General features: G+C 32.7%; 19 protein-coding genes. 7 read left to right on the top strand and 12 right to left on the bottom strand.

What is annotated here, in order from left to right; translation table 11 throughout:
- Positions 1–7: 7 nt before the first annotated feature.
- Positions 8–1150, bottom strand: coding sequence for a hypothetical protein (locus tag DEA20_02560; GenBank protein ID HBS48056.1), 1143 nt, complete (start codon positions 1148–1150; stop codon positions 8–10).
- 89 nt (positions 1151–1239) lie between these two features.
- On the opposite strand from DEA20_02560, the gene DEA20_02555 reads away from it, so the two are divergent.
- Positions 1240–2478 (top strand): phosphopyruvate hydratase, encoded by a 1239-nt coding sequence (locus DEA20_02555; protein ID HBS48055.1) that lies wholly within the window; start codon positions 1240–1242, stop codon positions 2476–2478.
- Here DEA20_02555 and DEA20_02550 read toward each other — a convergent pair.
- From DEA20_02550 to DEA20_02510, 9 genes are all read right to left on the bottom strand, one after another.
- Positions 2467–4836, bottom strand: coding sequence for a hypothetical protein (locus DEA20_02550; protein ID HBS48054.1), 2370 nt, complete (start codon positions 4834–4836; stop codon positions 2467–2469). The two genes, DEA20_02555 and DEA20_02550, sit on opposite strands and share 12 nt — an antisense overlap.
- Before the next feature lie 12 nt (positions 4837–4848).
- Positions 4849–5412, bottom strand: a complete 564-nt coding sequence (locus DEA20_02545) for a hypothetical protein (protein ID HBS48053.1) — start codon at positions 5410–5412, stop codon at positions 4849–4851.
- 4 nt (positions 5413–5416) lie between these two features.
- Positions 5417–7171 carry a hypothetical protein gene (locus DEA20_02540; GenBank protein HBS48052.1) on the bottom strand — a complete coding sequence of 585 codons (1755 nt, stop codon included), beginning with the start codon at positions 7169–7171 and terminating at the stop codon, positions 5417–5419.
- A complete protein-coding gene (locus DEA20_02535) occupies positions 7168–9639 on the bottom strand; it encodes a hypothetical protein (GenBank protein HBS48051.1) in 2472 nt (823 codons plus the stop codon). Before DEA20_02535 ends, DEA20_02540 begins: the two co-directional genes overlap by 4 nt.
- A gap of 16 nt (positions 9640–9655) precedes the next feature.
- The gene (locus DEA20_02530; protein ID HBS48050.1) at positions 9656–10765 is read right to left on the bottom strand and encodes a hypothetical protein; all 1110 of its coding nucleotides are present in this window, start codon (positions 10763–10765) and stop codon (positions 9656–9658) included.
- A 196-nt stretch (positions 10766–10961) separates the two neighbouring features.
- Positions 10962–11705, bottom strand: a complete 744-nt coding sequence (locus tag DEA20_02525) for an ABC transporter ATP-binding protein (protein ID HBS48049.1) — start codon at positions 11703–11705, stop codon at positions 10962–10964.
- A gap of 12 nt (positions 11706–11717) precedes the next feature.
- Entirely contained in the window at positions 11718–12491 is a 774-nt protein-coding gene (locus DEA20_02520) for an ABC transporter permease (protein HBS48048.1), read from the bottom strand.
- A 78-nt stretch (positions 12492–12569) separates the two neighbouring features.
- Positions 12570–12938: a preprotein translocase subunit SecG gene (gene secG, locus DEA20_02515; protein ID HBS48047.1), complete on the bottom strand. Its 369-nt coding sequence runs from the start codon at positions 12936–12938 to the stop codon at positions 12570–12572.
- A 58-nt stretch (positions 12939–12996) separates the two neighbouring features.
- Positions 12997–13833, bottom strand: coding sequence for a hypothetical protein (locus DEA20_02510; protein HBS48046.1), 837 nt, complete (start codon positions 13831–13833; stop codon positions 12997–12999).
- 201 nt (positions 13834–14034) lie between these two features.
- On the opposite strand from DEA20_02510, the gene DEA20_02505 reads away from it, so the two are divergent.
- From DEA20_02505 to DEA20_02490, 4 genes are all read left to right on the top strand, one after another.
- A complete protein-coding gene (locus DEA20_02505) occupies positions 14035–15336 on the top strand; it encodes a hypothetical protein (GenBank protein ID HBS48045.1) in 1302 nt (433 codons plus the stop codon).
- A gap of 42 nt (positions 15337–15378) precedes the next feature.
- On the top strand, positions 15379–16413 hold the full coding sequence (locus DEA20_02500; GenBank protein ID HBS48044.1) for a rod shape-determining protein: 1035 nt from the start codon (positions 15379–15381) through the stop codon (positions 16411–16413).
- A 91-nt stretch (positions 16414–16504) separates the two neighbouring features.
- A complete protein-coding gene (locus tag DEA20_02495) occupies positions 16505–17071 on the top strand; it encodes a hypothetical protein (GenBank protein HBS48043.1) in 567 nt (188 codons plus the stop codon).
- Between the two features lie 16 nt (positions 17072–17087).
- Positions 17088–18977 carry a hypothetical protein gene (locus DEA20_02490; GenBank protein ID HBS48042.1) on the top strand — a complete coding sequence of 630 codons (1890 nt, stop codon included), beginning with the start codon at positions 17088–17090 and terminating at the stop codon, positions 18975–18977.
- Positions 18978–19037: 60 nt separating this feature from the next.
- Here DEA20_02490 and rlmN read toward each other — a convergent pair whose 3' ends face one another.
- Positions 19038–20078: a 23S rRNA (adenine(2503)-C(2))-methyltransferase RlmN gene (gene rlmN / locus DEA20_02485; GenBank protein HBS48041.1), complete on the bottom strand. Its 1041-nt coding sequence runs from the start codon at positions 20076–20078 to the stop codon at positions 19038–19040.
- A gap of 247 nt (positions 20079–20325) precedes the next feature.
- On the opposite strand from rlmN, the gene DEA20_02480 reads away from it, so the two are divergent.
- Positions 20326–22356, top strand: coding sequence for a hypothetical protein (locus DEA20_02480; protein ID HBS48040.1), 2031 nt, complete (start codon positions 20326–20328; stop codon positions 22354–22356).
- A gap of 60 nt (positions 22357–22416) precedes the next feature.
- Here the strand turns inward: DEA20_02480 and DEA20_02475 are convergent, their stop codons facing one another.
- Positions 22417–23940, bottom strand: coding sequence for a hypothetical protein (locus DEA20_02475; GenBank protein ID HBS48039.1), 1524 nt, complete (start codon positions 23938–23940; stop codon positions 22417–22419).
- A gap of 344 nt (positions 23941–24284) precedes the next feature.
- Between DEA20_02475 and DEA20_02470 the strand changes: the two genes are divergently transcribed.
- Complete coding sequence (locus DEA20_02470) at positions 24285–26060, top strand: aspartate--tRNA ligase (protein HBS48038.1); 1776 nt, start codon at positions 24285–24287, stop codon at positions 26058–26060.
- Positions 26061–26066 lie beyond the last annotated feature (6 nt).

Below are 26066 nucleotides of genomic sequence, written 5' to 3'. Positions count from 1 at the left end.
TTTCCTTTTATTTATTTTGGTTTTGCATGAAAAATCCAAGTGCAAATGTAATTCCAAAGCTTAATTGAAAATCCACAAAAAATATCTGATACGGGTCTAACATTAATATTGTTAAACATATCAAAGTTAACATATGCAAAAAATTTGATCTTCTATTTATTAGTTTCCCTATCTCATAAGATAAAAAAATTAAAATAGCGCGTATAAATGTGATGCTTGGGTAGCTGAGTAGTGAATACGATATGCTAAAAAGTAATAAGAGAAGATGTTTTAGATAAAAAGATATTGGAAGCAATCCAATTAATATTTTCCAAGCAAAAATTAACATTGTTAAATGTATTCCTGCCCTTGCTAAGTAATGAGTTATTCCCCAGTAGTTATACATATGCCGCGTATGTTTTATATAAAAATAGTTTTCTTTTTTTTCGCCTAAAAAAATGCATGAATACATAGATATTGCGTGAGGTGATAATTTTTCTTTTATTGAATGCAAAAGATTAATTCTTTTTTGAGCTATCCATCTTTTAAATGAATACTCGGGTCTATTTAAAAGTTCATAATTTAATTCTTTTGGGAAAATGGTAGTCGCTATATCTTCTTTGACCAAATAGTCTTTGAAGGTTTGATTTTCTGATAAATTTCCTTTTATCTCGATTGGTTTTATTTCGATGTTGTTTATTTTTATAGAATCTGAAACTTCTAGATTCGAATCTTCTTTTAGATAAAGCAAAATATTAAAATTTTCATTTTTAAAATCAAAGTCGTTTTCTTCTTTAATTTTATTTATTTTTAGCTTTAATATTTCTTTTAAAAATGGAGATTGAATTGCTTGCTTGTCTTGTATTGTGCCAACCATTGTAACTGTTTTGCCATCGATTTTTTGGCAAATTTCTTCCATATCATCTATTTGTTTTTGGAAAAGATAAATTCCTGCAAATAAAAAGAAATAAAAAATAGAAAAATAAAATAATAGATCAAAAATTTTTGACTTTGTTTTAAATTTTGCAAAAAATGCAGTAACTAAAGATAAAACTGCTAAAAAAGAAAAAAGGGTTATATTTTGAAAGTTGTAACTTTTTTGTAACAATATTCCGATAATAAAACTTGTTAGTGGAAATAAAAGTGGAGGGACTTTATATTTTTTGTACATATGTGAAAATTGGGATTTTAAGTAGTTTTTATATTTTTAGTAACGAAGTAGTATAGCAATTATATTTTGAAAAGAAAGGAGATTTTTTTATGAAAATTAAGAAGATATCAGGACGAGAAATATTGGATTCTAGGGGTTTTCCTACTGTTGAGTGTAGTTTGAATTTGGAAGATGGACATAGCGTTATTGTTAGTGTTCCTTCAGGCGCGTCGACTGGAAAATATGAAGCTGTAGAGCTTCGCGATGGAGATCAAAATTGGTATTTTGGTAAAGGGGTAAAAAAGGCGATTAACAATTTAGAAAATAAAATTGCGCCACTTTTAGTTGGCAAAAATCCAGACTTTATCAAAATGGACCAAGAGATAATTAATCTTGATGGGACGGACAATAAATCCAGTTTAGGTGCAAACGCTACTCTTGCTGCGAGTATGGCTGTTGTAAGGGCGCAAGCGCATTGTGAAAAATTAGAACTTTTTGAGCTTGTCGCAAAATATTTTGGCGTGAAACCTTCAATTCCTGTTTGCATGTTTAATGTTTTGAATGGCGGAGTTCATGCAAATAACGGTATAAATTTTCAAGAATTTATGATTATTCCAACTGGTGAAAAAGATTTTTCTAAATCTTTAGAAAAAGTTGTAGTTGTTTATCAAACATTGAAAAAACTTTTGGTAAAAAAAGGATTTAATTCGAATTTGGGAGATGAAGGTGGATTTGCTCCTGTTTTTGCAAAAGGCGCAAAATTACCAGAAGAATTGGCTTTAGATTTTATTGTAGAAGCGATAAAATCTGCAAATTTAGAAGGCGAAATAAAAATAGGCTTGGATGTTGCAGCTTCACAATTTTTTGATGAAACAAATAATTTTTATGATTTTTATGGGAACAAATTTAGTGGTAAAGATTTAATCGATTTTTATGAAAACTTGTTAGCAAAATATCCTATAATTTCAATCGAAGATGGATTTGCAGAAGATGATTGGGCTACTTGGGAGAGTGCAACTAAAAAATTAGGTGGGAAAGTTCAATTGGTTGGGGATGATCTTTTCGTTACAAATCAAAAGCGAATTAAATATGGCGTTGAGCGTCATTGTGCAAATGCTGTTTTGATCAAGCCAAATCAAATTGGAACTGTTAGCGAAACTATTGAAACTATCAAATATTGCAAATCTATAAATTATAAAACGGTTATTTCACATCGCTCTGGAGAAACTATAGACACATTTATCGCGGATTTAGTTTTTGGATGTAATGGTGGGCAATTTAAATGTGGAGCTCCGGCAAGAGGTGAGCGTGTAGCAAAATATAATAGATTGTTGCAACTAGCTAGATGACGCTTTTTCGAGTGTTTTCACTTCAACTATTTCTTCTTCCTCTTGTTTTTCAAGCCTGCGCTCAATTCGTTTTTGTCGCTTGAGTTGTTTCTTTGGATCTGTAATTTTAGAAAATGTTGGATCCAAATCGATGAGCGTTTCTTGAGGAATATCTTTTGCATTTGTGAAATTTAAGACATCTTTTATATCTTCATCCTTTATTTCTGCAAGCGTTTTGAATCTTTCTTGAGAGGGATGGAACATCATTTTATCAATAGGATCTTTAGATAAAAGGAAATCTTCTTGGCGTTGGATTTGCAGTTTTGCATAATCGAGTTTTAATTGAGTATAGTCACAAGGTCTACCTTCAAATCGAGGTTTTATTAATGTTGGCCTTATGAAGATAAACAGATCCTTTTTTTCAATAGTAGCATCTTTATTTTTAAATAGATAACCAAGTATAGGAATAGCTTCTAGGGGACTTGTTTTATAAACATTGTTCTCTTTTTTATTTTGGCGTAATCCACCAACAACTAAAACCTCACCATCGCCTAGCGTTGATCTTGTTTCAATATTTCTATTTGTTCTAGCATTAAGATTGCCTGTAGAATCTTCGAATTCTGCTATATTGATTGTGATTTTTAAGTCTATTATTCCGTCTAAGTTTATGCGTGGAGTTAATTTAACCATAGTAGAAGCTTTTACAGGTTCAGTTTTTTGGACAGGCGTTGTTGAGCTGTAATCTATTTGTCCGTTTATTAATCTTTCTTCTTCAAAGTTGAAAATACCTTCTGTTTGATTTTTTATAACAAGATAAGGTTGTGATAATATTTGTGTAGTTTCATCTGTAAAGTAAGTTTTTATCATAGCGTATAAATTTCCGGTTCGACCTAGGGATAGGAAGTTTCCATCAGAAACTCCTAGAAATTTGTTTGTGTTTGGGGTGGATCCAACGGGAATATTTATCAAATTACGCATCCCGGACCATCCAGACCCAGCTTGTATATGTGCAGTCGCGAATTGAGCATGTTTAGATGAATTTTTGCTATGAATTTGTGCGCCAAGTTCTGCTTCTTTATCTACTCTTACATCTACAAAGAATACTTCTATAGCAACCTGTGGTTGGGGTTTGTCTATCTTGTCTATAAAATCTTCTATTCTTCGCCAGTCGTCTCTGTTGCAGGCAATGATTAATCTATTTCCAGATCCAATGCTTATTGTTGTTTTAGAGTCTCCTGAGCCAGATGTTTCTTGAGATTTTTCTGCGACTACATTAACATCTTCGAAATATTTTACTTGACCAACTATTAAGGTTTTAGAGTCTTTTGTTGGAGGAGAGACCATATCTTTGAGCAATGTTTCGATGGACGAGGCATCGACATATTTTAGTTCTTTGATGTGAAGTCTAGAGTTTGGAGATACTATGGATTTATCAAGATTTTTTTCTATAAAAGTTTTTACTGTTTTTAAGTTGTCAGAAGGCCCTAGTAATATCAGTCTGTTTAAGCGAGAATCGGGAATGATTTTTATAGCTTTAGAGAAGAAAGCAATTCTTTTTTGAGGTACCATGCGCATTATCTGCATAGCTTTTGCCTCTTGAGATTGGCCTAATATTTCATCATTAAATTTTTTTGCGATATCATCCGCATTTGCTTCTTGCAGTTGAATAATTTGTAAATCTTCTCGAAGTCCCCCTGTGTCGAGCTCTTTTATGATTTTCATTGCAGCTTTTATATTCAAACTAGATTCAGTAATCAAAAATGCATTTAAAGTTTGATTATCCATGTAGCTTCCAGGGGATAAAAATTTTTCGAGCAAAGGTGCAGCATCTGAAGATTTAATATTTTTAAATATATAAATATATCGAATTTGCGAATTATTATTTGGAAGAGTTTCTGGATCCGTGTCTATAAAATGAGGAAGAGGATTAGATTTGCTTAAATTGCTTGGAACAATTCTATATAAATTGTTTACATTTATGAGAGAAAAGTTGTTGGAGTCTAAAAGTGTTAATAAAACATTCCATGCTTGGGTAAGGGTCAAAGGGTCTCTGGTGGACATTGATACTTTGATATTGTCCAAATCTTTATGTGGAATAATATTTATATTTTTTTGATCAGCAATGTAGTTTAAAACTTCTTTGAGCGATGTGTCTTGCAAATTTAAATAAATGTTACCCTTTTCAGTTTCCTTTGGGGTAATATTTGCATTAATTATTTGTGGTTGCTCTTTTTTTTCAACATTGGTGGTTGAAGTTATTGTTTGGCTTAAATTTTCAATCGAAGAATTAGAAGGTGACGGTTGTTCCGATTTAAATTGAAGGTTAATCAGCATGGTTGAGAATATAGATAAATAAAAAATCTTTTTTATTTGTTTCATAATTTCTCCATTTTATCTTTTATCTACCTGTTTATATTTTAAAGTTCCTATCATTATATCAATAGAAAGTGTTTTGTTTTCTTCTCTTGTTATTTTTAAATTTTTTACATAGATATTATCTTTTTCTTCTAGCTCTTTAAGTATAGAAACAAGCTTTTCCATCGTTAAATTTTTGAAAGTTGCTTGCAGCGACGTTTCTTCCAGAAGGTCATTACCAGCGATAGATATTGTTGCAAATGTCCAATTGCCATCAGATTTTATTTTGTTTGATCTTGTAAAAGATTCAAAAAATCCTTTGATATCAAAATCTTGCAGAGAATCCAAATTTTTTTGTAGCTTTGATTTTTGATTTTCTACGTTTTGAAATTTGATAATTAATTTATTACTGTTTATAGCAGCTCTTTGAGCTGCTTGTATTTGGTTTATCAATGAGCTACTTTTACTTTGGATAAAGAAAAGCGCGCTGCCAATAATGAAAAGCAATACACCAATTAAAATTATTAAATATTTTTTAAAATTTTCTTGATCAAGTTGATTTATAAAATTTAAAATTTTTTCAATTAATTTACTTATCATTTTTTTATAAATTTTCTTTTTGTTTAAATGTTAATGTGAATTTAACTCTACCATCACCCTCATCTCCAAGATCACTATCAGAGGAAGCTAAATAAAGAAATTCGGAAATATTTTTTTCTGTAAGTTGTTGCTGAAACTTCGCAAAATCTTGGAAATCTTCACCTTCATTTTTTGACTTAAAGAATCCTATAACGTCTATTGTTGGTAAAATTTCTTGATTAACAGACATGTTCATTTCTTTGATTGTAATATTAAATTTTTCTCTATCTATGATTTTTACAAGCTCAGCTAAAACTTCGAGTGTTGGAAATTTTAATTTTTTCAAAAGTCCCCAGGAGTTTTCTTCTAATCCTATGATTTCGGACAGTTGTTTGTTTAAACCTCCTGTTACCACTCCTTTTTCATTCATAGTTTCCAGATTGGATGTTTTTAATGCTTTTTCTATTTTGTTTTTTAAAGATTTATCAGTCGTTTTTAGAGCTAGACTTAGTTGTTTATGGACTTCAGATGCTTTTTGATTTTCTAAGTTGCTTAACTTTGAGTAAAGGCTATAGATTTCAAAACTTCCATATGCTGCGATAAATATTGCTAATGATCCCAATAAGATCAATGCGGAATTGATTTGTTTGATAACCAAATTTTCTTGATAAATTTCGAAAAATTTTCTTCGTAAATTAAATTCGGGTTGGTTTGACGGTTGGAAAACAGCCCCTATAGCTATGGCATATTTTGACCAAGAGTCGGTAGGATTTTCTTTTTGGATCTTTTTATCAGATAGCAGTTTTTCTGCTTCTAAATATTCACATTTTGTTTGCAAAACATTGCTTGCGAAGTCGGTGAAATTTTTTATAGGATCGCTTGGCCAATTGAAAAGAATTTTTTCGATCTCTTTGTAGTAGCTTAATTTGGAAGCAAATGAGTTTAAAGTAAACTGTATATCATTTAAAAAAGATATAAGGTGTTTTTCTATTATTTGGCTTTGTGGGTTGTGATTGTTTGTGATAATCCCATTTTTTATTAACTCTTCCAAAATTTCATTTGGCTTTATATTTATTTCTTGGCTTATCGAATTAACAATCGATTGGATTCCTTTAGGTATATTTCTTATTAGTCGTAACTCTCCGTTTTGTAGAAAGGCTACTCTTGTTGAATATTGTTTTACATCTATGATGGCTGAGCCTAGTTTTAAATCTTTGTAATCAGGAATTTGTTGATAAAGATTGTATAAAGCAAATAAATCTATTGTGACTTTTGTAGCAGATATTCCTGCTTGCTCGTATATATTTATAATATCGCCTAGCTCTTCTTTCTGTATTGCTGCAACTAAAATCTGAGTTTCAAGATCTTCTTTTGATTGTTTTGTTATCCTAAAATCTAAAACAGATTCTTCGACGGGGAATGGGAGCATAGGAGCTATTTCATTTTCCAAAACAAGTCTTATTTTTTCAGGATTTTTGAGAGGAATTGTTAATTCTTTAAAAACTACACTTGAGGCTGGAATGGTGATATTAATTTCGTCATAAGAAGTTTTGATAGAACTAATTACTTTTTTTATAGCTTCGATAGCTCTTTCTTTGAAAGCTGAGATATCGCCTTCTGCAAGATATTCAGTTTTTAAATCTAATATTTCTGTTTTAGATCTTGATATAGAAATAATGGCTGCGCAGCATGCTTTTTCATCTAACGAAAAGGACAAAACCTTTTTTGGGATTAACTGCATTCCAAATATTTTTTCAGGTAAAAATATTTTAGCGATCATTGTGAATTATCCTTACTGTTTGTGGATTTTTCTTCAGATGCGATTTTTTGTTCTTTTTGTTCACGTTCTATATCTTTTTTATAAAGGCCGATGTCGAGTTCTTCTTCTTGTTCTGTTTTAGATCGATAGTAGAGATCGTTTTTGATATCTACAGTAACAGGTTGATATCTTGCATTTGCAAAATCATCCACTTTTCTAGCATATGTTTTTCTGTCTGGATTAAAGAACCACTCATTAAGCGGATCATGAGAGCTTTGAAGTTCTGAGGATTCTGCAAGAGCAGTTTTCGCTTCATGCATTTTCATTCTAGAATATAACTCTATACCGGCGGTTGTTCGAGGTTTGAGAATTGTAGGGCACATGAAAATCAAAACATTTTTTCTATCAAGTGTTTTTGATTTATTTTTGAACATCCATCCTATGACTGGTAAAGATCCTAAAAGAGGTTGTTGTTTTTTGGATTCTGTATTTTTGGATTTTACAAATCCTCCCAGCGCTAGCACTTGTCCATTTGCTATAGACGCGTGTGTTTTTAAATTTCTATTAGTTTTATTACTGGTTTCACCTATAAATTCATTATAAGAAATATCAATATCTAGATTTATAACTCCATCAACATTTATGAGAGGAGTTACTTTTACGGTCATATCAGCAGTGTCATCGGTTTGTCCAGAAACACCTTGACCTCCAGCTGCTGTTATTGTTGTTTGTGATGTTACTCGTTTGGTTTCACCGATTGTCAAAGAAGATTCGTATTTATTTGAAACAGTTAAAAATGGTCTTGCGACTATGCTAGTGTAAGTGATTGATTGAAGCATTTGGAAAATCATCCAAATATTATTTGTAGCTGCATTTCCAAATGTTAAAACAGAAGATCCTAATGATCCCGAAATATCATTTATTAAGTTACCAAGTAGAGATACTGGATTACCAGTAGAAAGACCATTGTCTGTTTTTAAAATAGTATTATTTATGCCCGTGCTTTGATATGCAGGATAATGTCCAAGGCTATTTTCTTTAGGATTTCTAACATGTCCACCGAGCATTTTGTTGTCTACCCTGTCGACAATGACTATCAATGTTTCGATTGCAACTTGAGGTTGAGGTTTGTCCAGTTCGCGAATTGTTTCCTTGAGCAAAAACCAATCTTTTTTATCAGGGCATGATGCTAAAACTCTGTTTCCTGTTTTATCGGCTCTTAAAGTTATATTTTTGAAATATTTTACACCGCTTCTTACTCCGCCAAACTTGGATGCTTGTTGTCCTGTGGGAGATTCTGGCTGAGTTAAAGCCTCTTTTAATAAATCAACTACTTGTTGCGCATCAATATATTTTAATTCATACACATGCAGAGGTGATTCTATTTCGTTTTCATATTTTTTATCTAAAATTTCTTTTATAAATTTTTCTATTTTGTCTACAGCATCTTGGCTGCCGAGCAAAATCAGAGAATTTGTTCGTTCGTCAGCTATTATTTTGGTACCAGAAGGAAAATATGAAGAAGAGTCGTCTTGGCGTTTTTGCCCAAACAGAAAACCGAGCTGCGCAAGTCTTGGATCTTCTTTTTTTCCATCCATCAAAGCATTTAAAAGATCTTTTACATCAGTTGCATTTGCTTGTTGCAGTGTGATAAAAGCATAAGTTTCTTTTTTATCAGTTTTATCTAACTCTTGAACGATTTTCATAGCGGATTTTATGTTGTAGGACTTATCGCTTAAGATAAGAGCATTAGCATTAGGAAATGTTAGTGCTACATGGGGATCTCCGAGCATTTTATCAACCCAAGGAATAACATCGTCAGCTCTAAGATTAGCAAGGAAAGAAATGTAGCGAATATTTTCATCACTATCGGGCAAACTTTCTGCAGCAACTCCAATATAAGCTGGGAGAGGTTGTGCAATTTTTTTATCTTTTGTGATTATTTTGAAAACTTCGCCAATCTTTACAATGCTAAAACCAGATAAATCAACGATAGTTTGTAAAATTCTCCAGGCTTGATCTTTAGAAATTGGTTCTCTGATTGTTAAAGATATTTTGTTTCCGGTTAACGTTTTGTCAGGAATGATATTTATTTTTTTTAATTCTGCTATGTAATCTATAAAATTTGTTAATTCTGCATTTTCAAAGTTTAGATAAATTTTATCATTGCTATTTTGATCCGTTGATTCTTTGACTGTTTCGTGTAAATTTTGTTTTGGAGTTTCTTTGATAATTTTGTCTACTTGATCGTTTTCGTTTATGCCTTTTACCATATTTGCGAGTTCATTTTCAATGATATTTTGTGCCATGATATCATTTTGTACAAATTTTTGATTTTCTACTGGATAGCTTGGTGAAGGGTTTTCGATTAAATTTTTACTTAAATCAAGGATATTTTTTCCCATAGCTTTTCGTGATCTAGCGTCAACAAAAGGGATTTGTAGCGAAAATAATAGTAAAAAATTTAAAAATTTAAAAATCTTATTCATGAATCAAAACCCTTTGTTAATAAATTCTCATATTTTTTTCTCTTAAGTTTAAATTCTCAAGATATCGCTGTCTTAAAAGCATATTCAATTCTTGCATATTTATTGGATGTACTTCTTGAAATTTTCTTTTTTGTTCGGAGCGCATTTGCTCTCGGCTCATTTGGAAAATGTATTGTGGCTTTTCTGGAGATGGTGATCCGAACTTTTGTATTTTTCTTTCAAGATAAGCGAGTTTATAATTTATTGTTAGATCTTGATTAGATCTTTTTAATTGAACTTTTATAATATCATTTAATTTTGCATGTGTTATGGCGTCAAAAACTTCATATCTATTTGCTGATGAAGTGACATTTAAATCATTTATAGAAATAATGACATCTTTTTCTTGAAGCCCCAACATTACTCCAACGTCATTGCTTGAAAATTTTCCGATTTGAACGCCGAAAGGTGATCCTTGAGAATAAATAGTTGCAGGATCAACCGCATCTAAAAATTGTCCTAATGTTTGTATTTTTTCTTTGAAACTGTTTGGATTTATAATGTAATTTGTTTCATTAACTTTTTTGATTATTCCGTCCCATCTTTCATTTTGTTGAGCATTTAAGAAATTATCTTCATTTCTTAAAAAGATAGATTCTTGTTGTGCATTGCTGCGTAAAATTATAACTTTTTCTTTATTGATTTTTATGATTTGACCATCTTTGATTTGGTCGTCTAAGTAGTAACTTAATTCTTTTCCTGTTTCATCTTCTAGCAGTACTACGCTTTTATCAGGATCGCTAGAATATAAAATTCCTTTTAATTTTATATCTAGTGGAGCTAAAAATTCTGGAGGTTTTATAGGAGGGATTGCTACCATTTTAGGAGGTTTTGGATCCGGTATTGGCCCAAACAATGGTTCTTCTTTAGGTTTTTCGGCAGCAGCATAAGTGTCAAATAAATCTTTTTTATAAATTTCTTCAAGAGAAATTTTTTCTTCGATTGGTTTTTCTACAATCTGTGAAATTTTTGCAGCAGGAATAAATTTTATGAACGGTGCTTGTTTTTTTACAACAAAAGAAACACCAAGTGTGATGATGAAAATCAAGAGCAACGAACTATTCAATTGCCAAAGTTGTTGCCTCATTTAAATTACCCTTCTTTTAAAATTTATATGAACAAAGCTACTCATTAAATATTTGCCATGTCAAGTAAAAAAATATTCGAAATTATATGACGCAAGAATGTTTTTTTGTTTTGAAAAATATATTATACATTTATTTTATTTAAAATGAATAATTCAAAAATGTAATTGAGAAAAATGCTTTGAAACATTATGAAATTTAACGGTTGACTATCGGGCCTTCTGTTAGTCCTCTGATAAATTGATAAATGTAAGGATTTTTACTTTCCCATATTGTTTTTGCATCGCCTACGAAAACTATTTTTCCACCATGTAACATTGCAACGCGATCTGCGTATTTGAAAATTTCTATATCATGAGAAATTACAATAGAAGTTGTTTTAAACTTTATTTGTGTTTGTTTGATAAGTTCGTGAATTAATCGAACAGTAATAGGGTCTAAACCTGTTGTAGGTTCATCGTAAATTATAATTTGTGGGTTCAACATTAATGTTCTTGCGAGCCCAACTCTTTTTTTCATTCCACCAGAAAGCTCATGTGGATATTTATATAAAGTATCTTCTGATAAACCAACATCTTTTATGCGCTTCAAAACTGTTAGCTTAACTTTTTCTAAATCTTCTTCATTTTCAATAGGTGATATACCAACATTTTCGAAAACATTTAAGGAGTCTAAAAGTGCTGCAAATTGAAAAACATAACCACATTTTTTATAAACTTTTTCGCGTTCATGTTTTGTTAATTTTGTTATATCTTCACCGTCTATGATTACTTGTCCGCTATCAGGTTTTATTAATCCGATTATTTGTTTCAATAAAACAGATTTACCTTCTCCTGATCTTCCTATGATCGCCAAAAATTCACCAGAATTTATTTGGAGGTTGACTCCATCGATAATTTTTTTTGCGCCGAAAGATTTTTTCAAATCTATGAGTTCTATCATTTTATTAACTTTTTAAAACATTAAAGCTGTTAAAATATAATCAGCGATGAATATTGAAAGACAGGCATAAACAACGCTTTGGGTTGTAGAGAGACCGACGCCTTTAGCGCCACCTTCTGTTGTGTATCCTTTGTAAGTTGCTATCCAAGATAAAATAAATCCAAAACATGCAGCTTTTATAAGTCCACTTGTTATATCAAACATTTCTGTATGTTGTTTTATCATGCGCATGTACATTTCAGAGTTTACATTAAGTAAATAAATCGAAACTATATATCCGGCAAGAATTCCAAACAAAGAGCAAAACATTGATAAAAAAGGCATTATAAAAGTTGTTGCAACTATTCTTGGGATCATTAAATATTGACTTACATTGATACATAGAGTTTGTAGCGCATCAATTTGTTCTGTGATTTTCATAGTTCCTATTTCTGCAGTCATAGCTGAACCTGCTCTGCCGGCTACCATTATTGATGATAAAACGGGACCAAATTCTCTAACCATTGATATGAAAACGATTGGTGAAATAAATTGTTCTCCGTTGAATCTGTGTAATGCGCTATAGGTATGATAAGCTAAAATACCTCCAACGCAGGCGCCAGTAAGCGCGACTACGCTCAGAGAATTTACTCCAATGTGATTGATTTGATATACAACTTTATTAATTTTTAATTTAGTTGTAAAAAATGAAATAAGAGTTTCATACAAAAAAATTCCTGCCAGCCCCATATTGTGACAGTATTCGATTGCAATTTCGCCAATGGAATCAACAAATTTTAATAGCATATTTAGCAACCTACGACCAAAGTGAAATTAAAAAAACTGGTTTAAGGTTAAACAAATTGTTTTTCAAAAGAAAGCTTTTTAAGATTTTTTTGTTTCAGTTGTTTCTGCTGGAATATCTGTGGGGTTTTGCTGCATTTGCTTAGGCATTTCTTTTGTTTCTGGAATTGCAGGGATTGTTTTTTGCATTGGTATTGAATAGTCACTGATGATAGATTTTTCTCTAGTGTGTGTTTTTAGCAATGCTAAACCCAAAGCCCCTAAAATAAAAATAGAACCTAATGTCCATGTTATTTTTTCAAAGAAATCTTGACCGCCAGATCCTCCAAACAACATTTGATTTCCGCCAAGACTACCAAGCCCCAAGTCACCTTTTCCTTTTTGTATGAAGATAAAAATTGCTAGAAAAAAGCAAACGATAATAAATAAAATCATTAAAAATGTCATCATAATTAATATTCCTTTTTATTTTATATTTTAATAATCAATTCCTATAAGATAACTCATTTTATTTTTTTAGTTTAGATATAATTTTTACAAAGGATTCAAACTCTAGACTTTTGTTCCCTATCAAAAATCCATCAATGAAGTTTATTTTTTTGATCATGTCGATTGAATCTTCGCTGACGCTTCCTCCGTAAAGTAATTTTACTTGGCTCATTGAGGCGTTTTTTTTACAGATATTAGCAAGCCATGCAAATACCACTTCAAGGTGTTTTTTGTCGGGAATATCTCCGGTACCTATTGACCAAGTTGGTTCATAAGATATGCAGGGAGTTAATGTTTTTTTTACGAAATTGGAGTTAAATAATTCGAGGACATGCTTTAGTTGTTCCTCTAATATTTTGAATGTTTGTTTTGTTTCAAACTGTTCTTTTGTCTCTCCAATGCACAATATTGGATTTATATCAAAATTTATCAAATGGAAAAATTTTTGTACGATTTCTTCGTCTTTTTCATTATTATATTTTCTTCTTTCGTTGTGTCCGATTATGCAAAAATCACATGAGATTTCATGCAAACATTCGGCAGATATTTGACCGGTATAACTGCCTTTAAGATGAGACGAACAGTCTTGGGATCCTATTTTTATACTTGTATCTTTGAATATTTTAATAAGGGGATATAATCCTAAAAAAGATGGACATAAAATTATAGAAACAGGCTCAGTTTCGGATATTTTTATTAAACTTTCTAAGTTGCTTGTGCAAAATGTTAAAGCATCATTGATGCATTTATTCATTTTCCAGTTAGATACGACAATGTATTTTTTATCCATTAGATTCACTTTGTAAATATTTTCTAACCATACAGCCTTGTTTTTTAATTTTTTCCATATTAACATTTTTGGTTTGTTAGTCCAATTTTAAATTTGGGATGCAATTTGTTTTAAATTTATGGTTAATTTTTTATTTCAAAAATATTTTTTCTTATGTAAATTAATGCATGCGTTTATTTTCTGAATAAAGTCTAAGAATATTAATAAAAAACAGAAGATAAAAAAGATAAGTTCTTTAAAAAGTTTTTAAGTTATAGGTTTGTTGTAATGGTAAAATTTAGTCTTAAAAAATTAGCATCTTTATTAGCTTTAATAAGTGTAAGCATTTTTTTAAAGCCAACACACAATGCAAATAGATATTTTCCTTTTCTAGAGAAAACTCCTACTTATCCAAAATACAAACGGCTTGCTTCTTTTGAAGCATCTGCATTTGTGTCATCATCTACTCGAGCATGGGGTTGGGGTGACGATAAGGTGATAGGAATTTATGATCTTACAAATAGATATGACTTGAAAAATGTTATAAATAGTTTGAAAGATTATACCGAAAAAATAGAAATGGGGACCTTTAAAAACCCATTTCTAGATGACTTTGTAGGTTCTGATAAATTTGTAGATAAATCTATTAAATATGATATAGCAGGTAAAGCTCGAGCTGAGGGTGGAATTTTTAATTTTGAGCAATATTTGCCTTGGAAAGGTTTATCTCTTGGAATTTGGTTTCCGATTATGAGAGTTTCATCTCACCAAAATTTTATTTTAAATGAAAACGATTCTGCTCTTGGTTTTCCTTTGCAAGATGGTGAAAAAATAGAGGTTGATAGAGTTAGAAGAAATGTTCATGCACAAATGGGATTTACAGGGCCAGATTATGTAGAAACTGGTGTTGGTGATTTAGATTTATATTTTAGATTGGGCGGTTCTTGGCCATATACTCATTTTATGCATAGTATAAATTTTAGTTTAAAAAGTGGTCTTATTATTCCAACTTCAAATACGAGAGAGGCTAATCAACCAGCGTCCATTCCTTTTATGGGAGATGGGCATGGCGGTGTTTATGTAGATGTTATGCCGGAGCTTGAATTTAGAGAAAATTGGAAATTTGGATTAATGCTTGGATTTTTACATCAGTTTGATAAACAAAAAGATACAAGAATGCCAAGTGGTGATGAACCAATGATTTTCAGCGCATTAAGAGGAAAGATGCGAGTTGAACCTGGTCTGCTTTTTAAATTTTCTCCTTATTTGGATATTTCAAATTTAGCAGATGGCTTAAATTTGCAACTTAGATGGACATATTTAAGGCATGAGCATGATGATTTATATGATGTTCGTCCGGAGTGGGAGAAGGCAAAGTTAGCATCAAATTTATTTCCTCAAGAAAGCTTTACAGAATGGAGAGCGAATTATTTGACATTCCAAGTGGCATATGATTCTTATGAAGCAATGAAGAAATGGCCTCTGAATCCGAAGTTCTTTGCAGTATTTGATTTTCCTTTCAATTGGATTGGTGGGAAGTACGTTCCCAAAAGTACTCAATTTACAATCGGGGCGGAGTTTAACTTTTAATTTACGGAATGTGTGATTTTTTAGTTGTGCGATGGAGTTTTTATGAAATTTTTTCCAGCAAAATTGTTTAGTTTTTTTTCAAATGATCTTGCGATAGATCTTGGGACGGCTAATACAGTTATTTATGTCAAAAATAAAGGTGTCGTTTTGAATCAGCCATCTGTGGTTGCTGTTAAAAATGGTACTAATGAAGTTTTGGCTGCCGGTTTTAAAGCAAAAGATATGCTTGGCAAAACACCAGAAAGTATTGTTGCATGTCGCCCTATGCGTGATGGTGTAATTGCAAATTTCGAGCTTACAGAAAGTATGCTTCGATATTTTATTAGAGAAGTTCACAATAATAGATCCAAGCTAGTTCGTCCTAGAATGATTATTGGAGTTCCATCAGGAATTACTCAAGTTGAACGCAGAGCGGTAGAAGATTCTGCAAGACAAGCTGGAGCAAGAGAAGTTTATACAATAATGGAGCCGATGGCTGCTGCAATAGGCGCCGGTTTGCCTGTTGAAGAACCTGCTGGAAATATGATTGTTGATATTGGTGGTGGAACTACAGAAGTTGCTATCATTTCGCTAAAAGATGTTGTTTACTGCAAGTCGGTTAGAGTTGGTGGCGATGAGATGGATCAAGCTATTGTTCAGTACATTAAGCGAAAATATAATTTGCTTATTGGTGAAAGAACCGCAGAACAAATTAAAATAAAAATAGGGAATGCTATTTTGGGAACAGAAACTAAATCGACAGAAGTTAAAGGACGAGATCTTGTTTCTGGTATTCCAAAAACAATTACTTTAACAGAGTCAGAGGTTTTTGAATCTTTATCAGAACCTATTTCCGTAATTATCGATGCTATAAGATCTGCTCTTGAAAATGCTCCTCCTGAACTATCTTCAGATTTAGTTGATAGAGGTATTATGATGTCTGGTGGGGGATCACAGCTTAAGAATCTGGATTTATTAGTTTCGAGAGTTACTGGTTTACCTGTCAAAATAGCAGAAAATGCTCTTTTAAGTGTGGTTTTAGGAGCTGGAAAAGTTTTGGATGAACTTGACACGTTCCGCGACGCGCTTATGAAATAACTTATTAGGGCAGCGCTCTAAATTTTAGAGCGCTGCCCTAATTTTTTTTTGTGGGGTATTTTTAGGATTTTTTATTCTGGGGGTTAAAAAAATGATTAAAAGTTTTTGTTCAAAATATTTTCAAAAAAATTTAGCACATGCATTTTCAAAAATATCTCTTAATCAAATTGCTTTGACGATTGCTTTATCTTGGATATATGCAATTTCTTCACAATTTATTATTCCGATCGGAATGGTTCCATTCACGCTTCAAGTATTTACGTGCGCTTTATTGCCTTTAGTTTTTGGATATTATGCTTTTTCAGCATATATTTTGTATCTTTTGCAAGGTGTTTTGGGTTTACCCTTTTTTTACCATGCAAATAGTGGCTTATTACATTTATTAGGTCCAACTGGTGGATTTTTAATTGGTTGGTTTTTTTCAATTTTTTTTATAGTGGTTAATAAAAATTGGGGTCAAAAATCTTTTATTTTAGCGTTTTTCAAGCTTTTTTTAGCTCAGATTTTGCTATTTTCTTTTGGTTTGTTACATTTATCGATGTATGTGAAGGGAAATAACCTTTTAAATATAGGGTTATATCCTTTTTTGGTGGGTGATTTTATAAAAATAATTGTAGCTGCTTTCATCGGTAGCAGAATTAATCGTTTAAAAAATTAAAAAATAAGAGTCTCTTGTGTTCAAGCGTAAATTATTAATTTTTAGTATTATCTTTCTGTTTATTTTTTCAGGTGCTGCTTTCTACATTTTAGAAGAAGAATGGGTAGATTTTTCTGTTCTTTCGCAACTTAAAAGCCATAACTCTTCTATGATTCTTGATGACGAAGGCAAGGTTCTTGCTTACTTTGAAAACGAGCGTCGAGAGTATGTTCCTTTTAACAAACTTCCTAAAATTTTGGTAAATGCATTTATCGCAGCAGAAGATCATAGTTTTTTTGATCATAATGGAATTTCTTTCAGAGGAATTTTACGCTCTGTTTGGGTTAATCTTAAAAGTGGTAGAAGATTGCAAGGTGCAAGTACAATCACACAGCAAGTAGCAAGATTATTATTTTTGAATAGCGAAAAAACTTTTTTGCGAAAATTTAGAGAAATTTTCCTTTCCGTTCAGCTTGAAAAACAACTTACAAAACAACAAATTTTTGAACTTTATGCAAACAACATTTATTTCGGTCGTGGAATCTATGGCGTTGAAGCTGCATGTAAAAGATTTTGGAATAAATCTGTAAATCAAATTGATATTGCACAGGCGGCGACGCTTGCTTCGGTTGCAAAATCTGCCCAATTTTATTCTCCATTAAATGACCTTGAAAAATCTAAAAAAAGAAGAAATTTGATTCTGCAAAGTATGAATTCGCTTGGAATGATTTCTCAAAAAGAGTTTGAATCTTCATGCAATGAACCTCTTGCTATTCATGGTTCTATGATTGGAGGACCAATGCGTCTTTATGTTCAGGAATGGGTAAGGATCTGGGCTGAGAATAAATGGGGAAAAGATTTTCTTGAAAATAAGGGAATAAAAATTTATACAACGCTTAATCGTCAAACTCAAGAAGCGGCAGAAAAATCTTTTGCAGAAATAATTCAGCAATGGCGAGGCTCTCTTGGTAATAATTTAAATGGTGGATTAGTTGCTGTAGAACCAAGCAGTGGCAGAATAAAAGCTTTTGTTGGGGGTTTGAGTTTTAGTGAATCACAGTATAACAGAGCATTTCAGGCTACTCGTCAAATGGGGTCATCATTTAAACCTTTAATTTATGCAGCGGCATTGCAAAGAGGTTTATCTATGAAAACTGTTTTTGTTGATGAACCAATTTCGATTGAAATGCCAAATGGTGATAATTATGAACCACGCAATTGGACACATAGGTTTGATGGTGCGATGACTCTCTTGAAAGCTCTTACAATATCAGACAATATTGTGGCGGTTAAAACTCTTTTAGAAGTTGGTTATAATCCTGTGATAGAGCTTGCAAAATCGTGCGGTCTAAATAAACAGCTTTTGCCATACCCTTCTCTTGCGCTAGGTATTTGTGAATCTACAGTTTTAGAAAATGTTGCAGCATTTAATATTTTTGCAAACAATGGGGTTTATGTTGAGCCATATTTTATAGAATCCGTGAAGGATGCAAGGGGTAAAGTTTTATGGCAATCATCAGATGCTCCTAAACATCGAGTATTGGATTCAAAAATTAATTCCAAAATGATGCATGCACTTTCCTGGAGAATGAGACGAGCAAAAACTCTTTATGGCAATTGGATAGATGCCGAATCGATTGGTAAAACTGGTTCTACAAATGATTCTACGACTAACTGGTTTGTTGGAGCTACTCCAGAGTTAACTACAGCTATTTATGTTGGAAGAGATGACGCAGTAGGTATGGGAAAAGATGTGTTTGGTAGTCAAACGTCATTTCCAATATGGTTGAATTTTTATAGACGTTTACAGTTTAAAGAGAAAAGTTTTTATGTTGATCCAGATCTGCATGAAGTTGCGATAAATTGGACAACGGGTCAAAACGCTAGTGATATGCAAGATCCTGATACAGCAACAATCTTAGAGTAAAAAAAGAGGCCGGTATAAAACCGGCCTCTTTTTTATCAAATTTATTTTATAATTTTAGTGTTATTTATTTTTAAGAGCAAGTTGTCCGCAAGCTCCGGAGACATCTTTGCCTTTGCTGCGGCGGACTGTTGTGACAAATCCTTTTGACCATAAATATTTTATAAACTTGTCTATTTGTTCTTCTGTCGACGGTTCATGATTGAAGCTCTTTGTAGGATTGAGCGGTATTAAATTGATTTTTACTTGTATTCCACTTAGTAAATAACCTAATTTTTGTGCATCAAGGAAGGTATCATTTACGTCTTTTATCATGATATATTCGATTGTTATAAAATCTCTTTTGCTTAATTCTATTCTTCTAAGAGTTGCTACCAATTCGCCAAGTGGATATTTTTGGTTGATTGGCATGAACTGTGAGCGTTTAGTATCATCGATAAAATGTAGAGATACTGCGACTCTTACTCTGAATTTTTCTATTAATTTTGCAATTTTGTCTGTTATTCCAGCGGTCGAAACTGTTATCTTTGTGTGAGGAAATTGGAAACCCCATTGGCTAATTAAAATCTCTATACTTTTTTCAACATTTATAAAGTTTAATAAAGGCTCTCCCATTCCCATGTAAACGATATTTGTAATCTTTTTTGCAAGATTTTTTTCTTTTATAAAATTTTGAATCGTTAAGATTTGGCCTAATATTTCACCAGCATCTAAATTTCTCACAAATCTCAAATCTGATCCGGTCGCACAAAATGCGCATTTTAAAGGACATCCTATCATGCAAGATACGCAAACTGTTGCACGGTCTTCTTGTAGCATAAGAACGGACTCTATAAACTGTTCGTCATGCGTTTTGAAAAGAAATTTGTAAGAATTGTCTATTTGAGATTCACTAATTTTGTGTATTTGCGGCATTTCTATTGTAAAAGTTTCTTTAATTTTTTCTTTTAGCGATTTTGAGACGTTTGACATCAAATCAACATCTAAAACATTTTTTTGATAAAGCCATTCACAAAGTTGTTTTGCTCTAAATGATGGTTCATTTAATTCGACAAATAATTTTTCAAATTCTGATAAAGTTAATCCAAATATATTTTTTTTCATAAAAACCTCTATTTTTCCATTATAAATCAAATAAAAAATAAACAAAGTGGATAGACTTTAAAACAAATTCTAAGTGAAAAACTATTCCAATTGTGTCTTATTAGTGCCGCTTTTGTAAATAGAATTTTATTGACAAAAGCTAGATTCTATTTAAATATGTGTTGTCGTTTACCTATCTAAGAATTTTCTGATCTCTTTAGATAAGCCTTTATTCTAGTAAAAAAAATAAATAATGCAAGGAGATTAAATGTTAAAAAACAGTACTAAAAAAGCGATCTGTTTTGGTCTATTTGGTGTTTCTTTACTCGCTGCAAGCGAGCCTGTAAAAAAAATTAAAAAAACCAATACTACAACGATTGAAAAAGAACGCGCAGAAGATACTTCTGGCGCAGGGTTGATCGAAAAAGGAAATTTATCTATCAAAAACGGAGATATAGAGCTTTCTTTTGGTGGTCGAACAAAAATAGAAACTTATCAAACAAAAAATGTTGTTTTATTAAATAAACATGTTCCAGATAGATTCAATTACTTTAAACAAACAGTAGATATGTCAGGCGACCTTACTTTTGGAAAAGAAAAGTACGGATATAAAGCTGTAGAAGTATTTACCAATCTTCGAGCAAAAGCTGTTTGGGGAGATAGTGGAAAAGCATTCTCTACTGTTGAAGAACCTATAAAAATTGACGGTTTAGATACAGTTGTTGGAGAGCACAGTCATAGAGCTTTAGTTCCTTTTATAGGACTTCGAGAGGGATGGTTACAATTTAGCCTTAATCCTCTTATGAAAAGCGAAGATGAAAGATTGCAATATCTTAAATTGGGTTTATTCCCATTTTCACTTGGTAGAGGGATTGCCTTGGGTGATATTTATGGTCCAGGAGGCAAGGAGTTTTTGGGAATTTCTTCTGGGTATAACACGGATCAATTCGCACCGGGTATTAATCTTTATGGCGATATCGTAAGAAACCGTTTGAGTTACGATTTGTACTATGCAAGGCTTGAGGAAAATTCAGACACTCTTTCAAAAACTTTTAACCATATCAAATCAAACGTTATAGGTAGAAAAGCTACTCCTTATAGAGGTTATGGAAAAGATAATGAGTTATTTGCAGCAAGATTCAAATGGAAAGCGGTTGATACTGGAAGCTTTGGAGTTTTAAATTTAGAACCATATTGGATGTACAACGAAGGTTCAGACAGATGGATAGAAACTGACGGTGATGGCAAAAGCGAATTAGGAGCAACGGGTCTTGGTTTTGAATATGCAAAAGGCGATTTTGAATTTGGAATGGAAGGCGCATTCAACTTTGGTCGCGAAACTGTTTATGCTATCGATAGGAATATTTTAGAACTTTCTACCAACTCTGATGGTGTAGTTGTTCGAAGATATAGCAAAGTTTTAACATCACAAGGTGGAAGTGCTGCTGTTGCAACAAGTGCTGTTCAATCTTCTGTGTCGATTAATACCGACTATGTTGATAGTGCATTTAATATGGCAAGCTCGGATGATTTGAGAGCTTTGAATAATTATCAATTTGCTCCGGGTCTTTGGAACGCAACAGACCGATATCGTCCTTCTTACAAAAATAAATATGTAGGCTGGATGTTTGTAGCAGATGCTGCTTATACATTTAAAAAACAAGATTTGAAAGCGGCGCTTGCTTATGGTTTTGCATCTGGTGATAAAAACCCTCATTTGCCTAAAAACTCTACAACAGAAAGAGACAAAAAATATAAAGGTTTTATAGGTATTCAAGAAGGTTATTCTGGATCTAGAGTGCCGAGCGTATTTGTTTTGGATTCTAGAAAGCTTAAGCGTCCTATGTCAATTCAGCCAAATGATAGAGAGGCTGGAGATGACGGCTCGTTTACAGATATGCAATATTTTGGTACAGGTTTGACATGGTTTCCGCTTGAACATGATATTAAAAAATGCATGATTCAAACTAACGTTTTAGGTTATTTTAAGAATTTCAAATCACACAAATATAATGCCACAACTGACGGTTATGATCCAAATCATTTTGCAAGCAGATTCCTTGGTGTTGAGTTGAACTTTAGAGTTAAGTATTTAATGCTTAAAAATTTAAACTTCTTCACCGATTTTGCAATTTTCTTGCCTGGAACATATTACAAAGATATGAAGGGTTTACCACTTCGAGGCGATGTATTTGCAAAACTTGATTTGAAAGATAAATCAGGAATAAATTCCGCAAACTATCGTTTGAGCAATAATACTGCTTATTTATTGAACGCAGGTATTGATTATAAATTTTAAAAAACATAGAAAAATAAAAAAGGGCGGAAATTTTTCCGCCCTTTTTTATTAGTTTATTTATTATAATAAGTTTAATAGCTCGGGATGTCTTGCCGTTATAATGTTTCGGCATTTATCAGCTTCTTCAAAAAATCTCTTTATCGCATATTCAAGTGATGCTCCTTCTGGGATTTGGCTTTCGTCCATCATAATATTTAAAGAGTTTTGGAGGGCTTTAATATATAAAATTGATTGCATTTCTTCTGGTGAAACACCATATAATACAGATTGTTCTATGCTTTTATCGCGAGCTTCTCTTTGAAGTCTTTCAAGAATGCCATTTACTTGTCTTTCGAGTTCAATGCGAGTTCTATCTTCCGCTTCTCTCAAGGCATCTGCGGCAACAAAAGGTCGTCCTGCTTGTGGCATAATTCGGAGAATTTCAGATGCTTCTACATGTCTTCTACATGTTGGACAAGTATGATGTCCTATTACCCATGGGTGTATACAATTAAAGTGAAAAAAGTGTGCACAAGGTAAAAATCCTAGCTCTTGTAATTCTGTTGCATTATCAGCGATCATAGCCACAGAACAAATTGGACATTCACGAACTTGTTCTCCTTTTACGTCGTCTTTTGTAACTCTAAGACGGTCCTGCAAGCGAGAAGGCATGGTGCCTGCTGTGACAACTCTTCTTGCCGCTATAACAGATTGCATAGCCATGGCTGAATCTGAAATACTTTGCATTTCGCGTGGCAATATAGATCTAGTTGGGTCTGATGGAGCTGCTTCTTCAAGCCTTTCCGGTCTTGGAGAGCTTGATGAAGAAGAGGCTGCTGCTTCTCGGCGCAAGCGCGCGCGTGGTGCCGGTGCTGGCATTTCTCGTGTATCAGAAGTATTTGGTAAGGTGGCATATTGTGTTGCGCTTGGGAACTCTATCAAATCACTAAAAGATTTGATGGCTGCTTCATCTCTGGGCTCTGTTGCTGACCCTTCTTCTCTTCTATAAAAAGAGCTTGATGAAGAAGAGGCTGCTGGCTCATGTTGTGGGGCGAATGCGCTCGATTCTGCGGTAGAATCTGGTTCGGATGGCATAACTGTTTCTGGTTGCTCAAAAAATAATACCTCGTGGATGTTTCGTGTAGCTTGTGAAGCTTGTTCTTTCATGTGAGTTATTTCATTTACTTGAGCTGGTGATAAAAAATTTGCTTCTAGGAGATTATTTATATCTGCTACTATAGAACCTAAATGGTTACTAATTATTTCAAATGCTCGAATATTACTTGTTCCTCTTATATTAAATAAACCTGATGCTATAATCTCCCAGTCAAGAACTGGGCCATCAAAAGAAAGATTGCAATTAATTAGGTTTAAGCCTGCAGCAATTCTGGCAAAATTACCCGTCAATTTTCTCCGGCTGATATCTAATAGATCGTTCTTTAAAAATCTTAAACCGTTATTTAGGCGATATATTGAATTCAAGTCTCCCCGTTCTGGTTCTCTTGAGAATCCGCATTCATCTTGGAGTGGTCCTCCCAAAATCATTGGTGCTTGCAATGAAAGTAAGGCGCAAGCCAAAAATATCCATTTTAATGTGTTTTTCATAAATATTTCCTTAATTAAAATTAAAATTCAAGATTAGCTTTAAGTTTTTCCAGGAGTATTATTAATAGTCTATATTAAAAAATTCAATTTGCAATACACTCCCGGGTCGCGTTAAAATTTAACGTTTTTTAATAAATATCCTTAAATAATAATAGTATTTTGTAAGAAAATACATTTTTTCATACAATTTATAAAATCCAAGAGATTTTGACTAAATTTTATTATTTTTCCCCAAAATATTGATATTTACAATCACCTTATTTCAAAAGACTTTAAAATTTTTTTATGTTATAAATTTTTATTGTTGGCGAAATTGAAAATTCAATTTTTGAGGAGTTAAAAAAATGCAATTTAAGCGTACATCTTATTGTGGAGAAGTTTGCGAAAAACTTCTTGGTAAAGAGGTTAATTTAGTAGGTTGGGTGAATACAAAAAGAGATCATGGTGGACTTGTTTTTGTCGACTTGCGAGATCGAACAGGTTTAGTTCAGTTGGTTTTTAATCCTCAAACACTCCCAAATAATATTTTTGATTTGGCACAAAGTTTAAAACATGAATATGTGATTTCTATAAAAGGCAAAGTAATAAACAGAGCTCCAAATTTGATTAACGAAAAGTTGAAAACTGGAAAATTAGAAGTCCAAGTTGATGAGTTATCTGTTTTGAGCTTGTCCAAACCCCTCCCATTTCAATTTGATAACATAGAAAAAGTTGATGAAGAGCTTCGCTTGAAATATCGATATTTAGATCTTAGATATCAAAAGCATCATGATATTATCAAACTTCGACATGATGCGATTTTCGCAATTCGTCAGTATATGAACGATCAAGGTTTTTACGAAATCGAAACTCCAATTTTATCCAAAAGTACATCAGAGGGCGCGCGCGACTTTTTGGTTCCTTCCCGTCTGATGCCAGGTACTTTTTATGCCCTACCCCAATCGCCTCAAGTTTATAAACAGATTCTTATGGCTAGCGGAATGGATAAATATTTCCAGATTGCTAGATGTTTTCGCGATGAAGATTTGAGAGCAAATCGTCAGCCAGAGTTTACTCAGCTTGATCTTGAGATGTCTTTTGTAGAAGAAAATGATGTTAAGGCTGTAGCTGAAGGAATAATTGCATCAATTTGGGAAAAAGTAAGAGGAATAAAAATACAACTTCCACTTGCGTCTATGACATTCGATGAAGCATTTGCAGGTTATGGCAATGATAAGCCGGATTTGAGATTTGGTATAAAAATCAATGATGTCACAGATGTTTTTGCAAACACTGATGTGAAGTTTTTAAAATCGGTTGTTGAAGGCGGAGGCAAAATTGGTGCGCTTGTTGTGAATGATAAAAAGTTTAGCCGCTCAGAGCTTGACCGATGGGTTGATTTTGCAACCTCTCAGCTAAAAGTTGCCGGCCTTGTATACATTCGCTTCAATGAAAATGGTGAGCCAGAATCTGCAATTTCTAAATTTTTGCCAAAAGATTTTTTAACTCAATTTAAAAATATTGTTTCTGAAGTTACAAAAGATTCCACAATTTTTATCATCGCAGGAAAATACAAAGATGCTTGGACTGCTCTTGGTAAATTACGACTTGAGTTTGGCAAAGCTTTTGATCTGATGGACGGGGAAAAATTTGCATTCACTTGGGTTGAACGGTTTCCAATGTTCGAGTGGAATGAAGAAGATAAGCGCTGGAAAACTGTTAACCACCCTTTTACTCAACCGCAAAAAGGTTGGGAAAATATGGAGCTTGAAGATATTAGATCTCGTTCTTATGATCTTGTATGTAATGGTGAAGAAATTGGTGGCGGAACAATTCGAATTTATGATAGCGAAGAACAGGCTAAAGTATTCAAAGTTATTGGAATGACACCAGAGGTTGCACAAAAAAGTTTTGGATTTTTGCTTGAAGCCCAGAACTTAGGTTTTCCTCCTCATGGTGGTTTAGGTTTTGGCATGGATCGAATAATTATGATACTTGCAAATACCAATTCAATTCGCGATGTTATTGCATTTCCAAAAACACAGACGGGAACATGTCTTTTGATGCAAACTCCATCAACTGTTGATGAAAAGCAATTAAAAGAGTTACATATCAAAAGTACTTTGAAACCAAAAGAATAAAAAGGA

The organism is Candidatus Dependentiae bacterium (assembly GCA_003511165.1).
Taxonomy (GTDB): Bacteria; Babelota; Babeliae; order Babelales; family UBA12411; genus UBA12411.
This window is presented reverse-complemented; position numbering and strand designations above follow the sequence as displayed.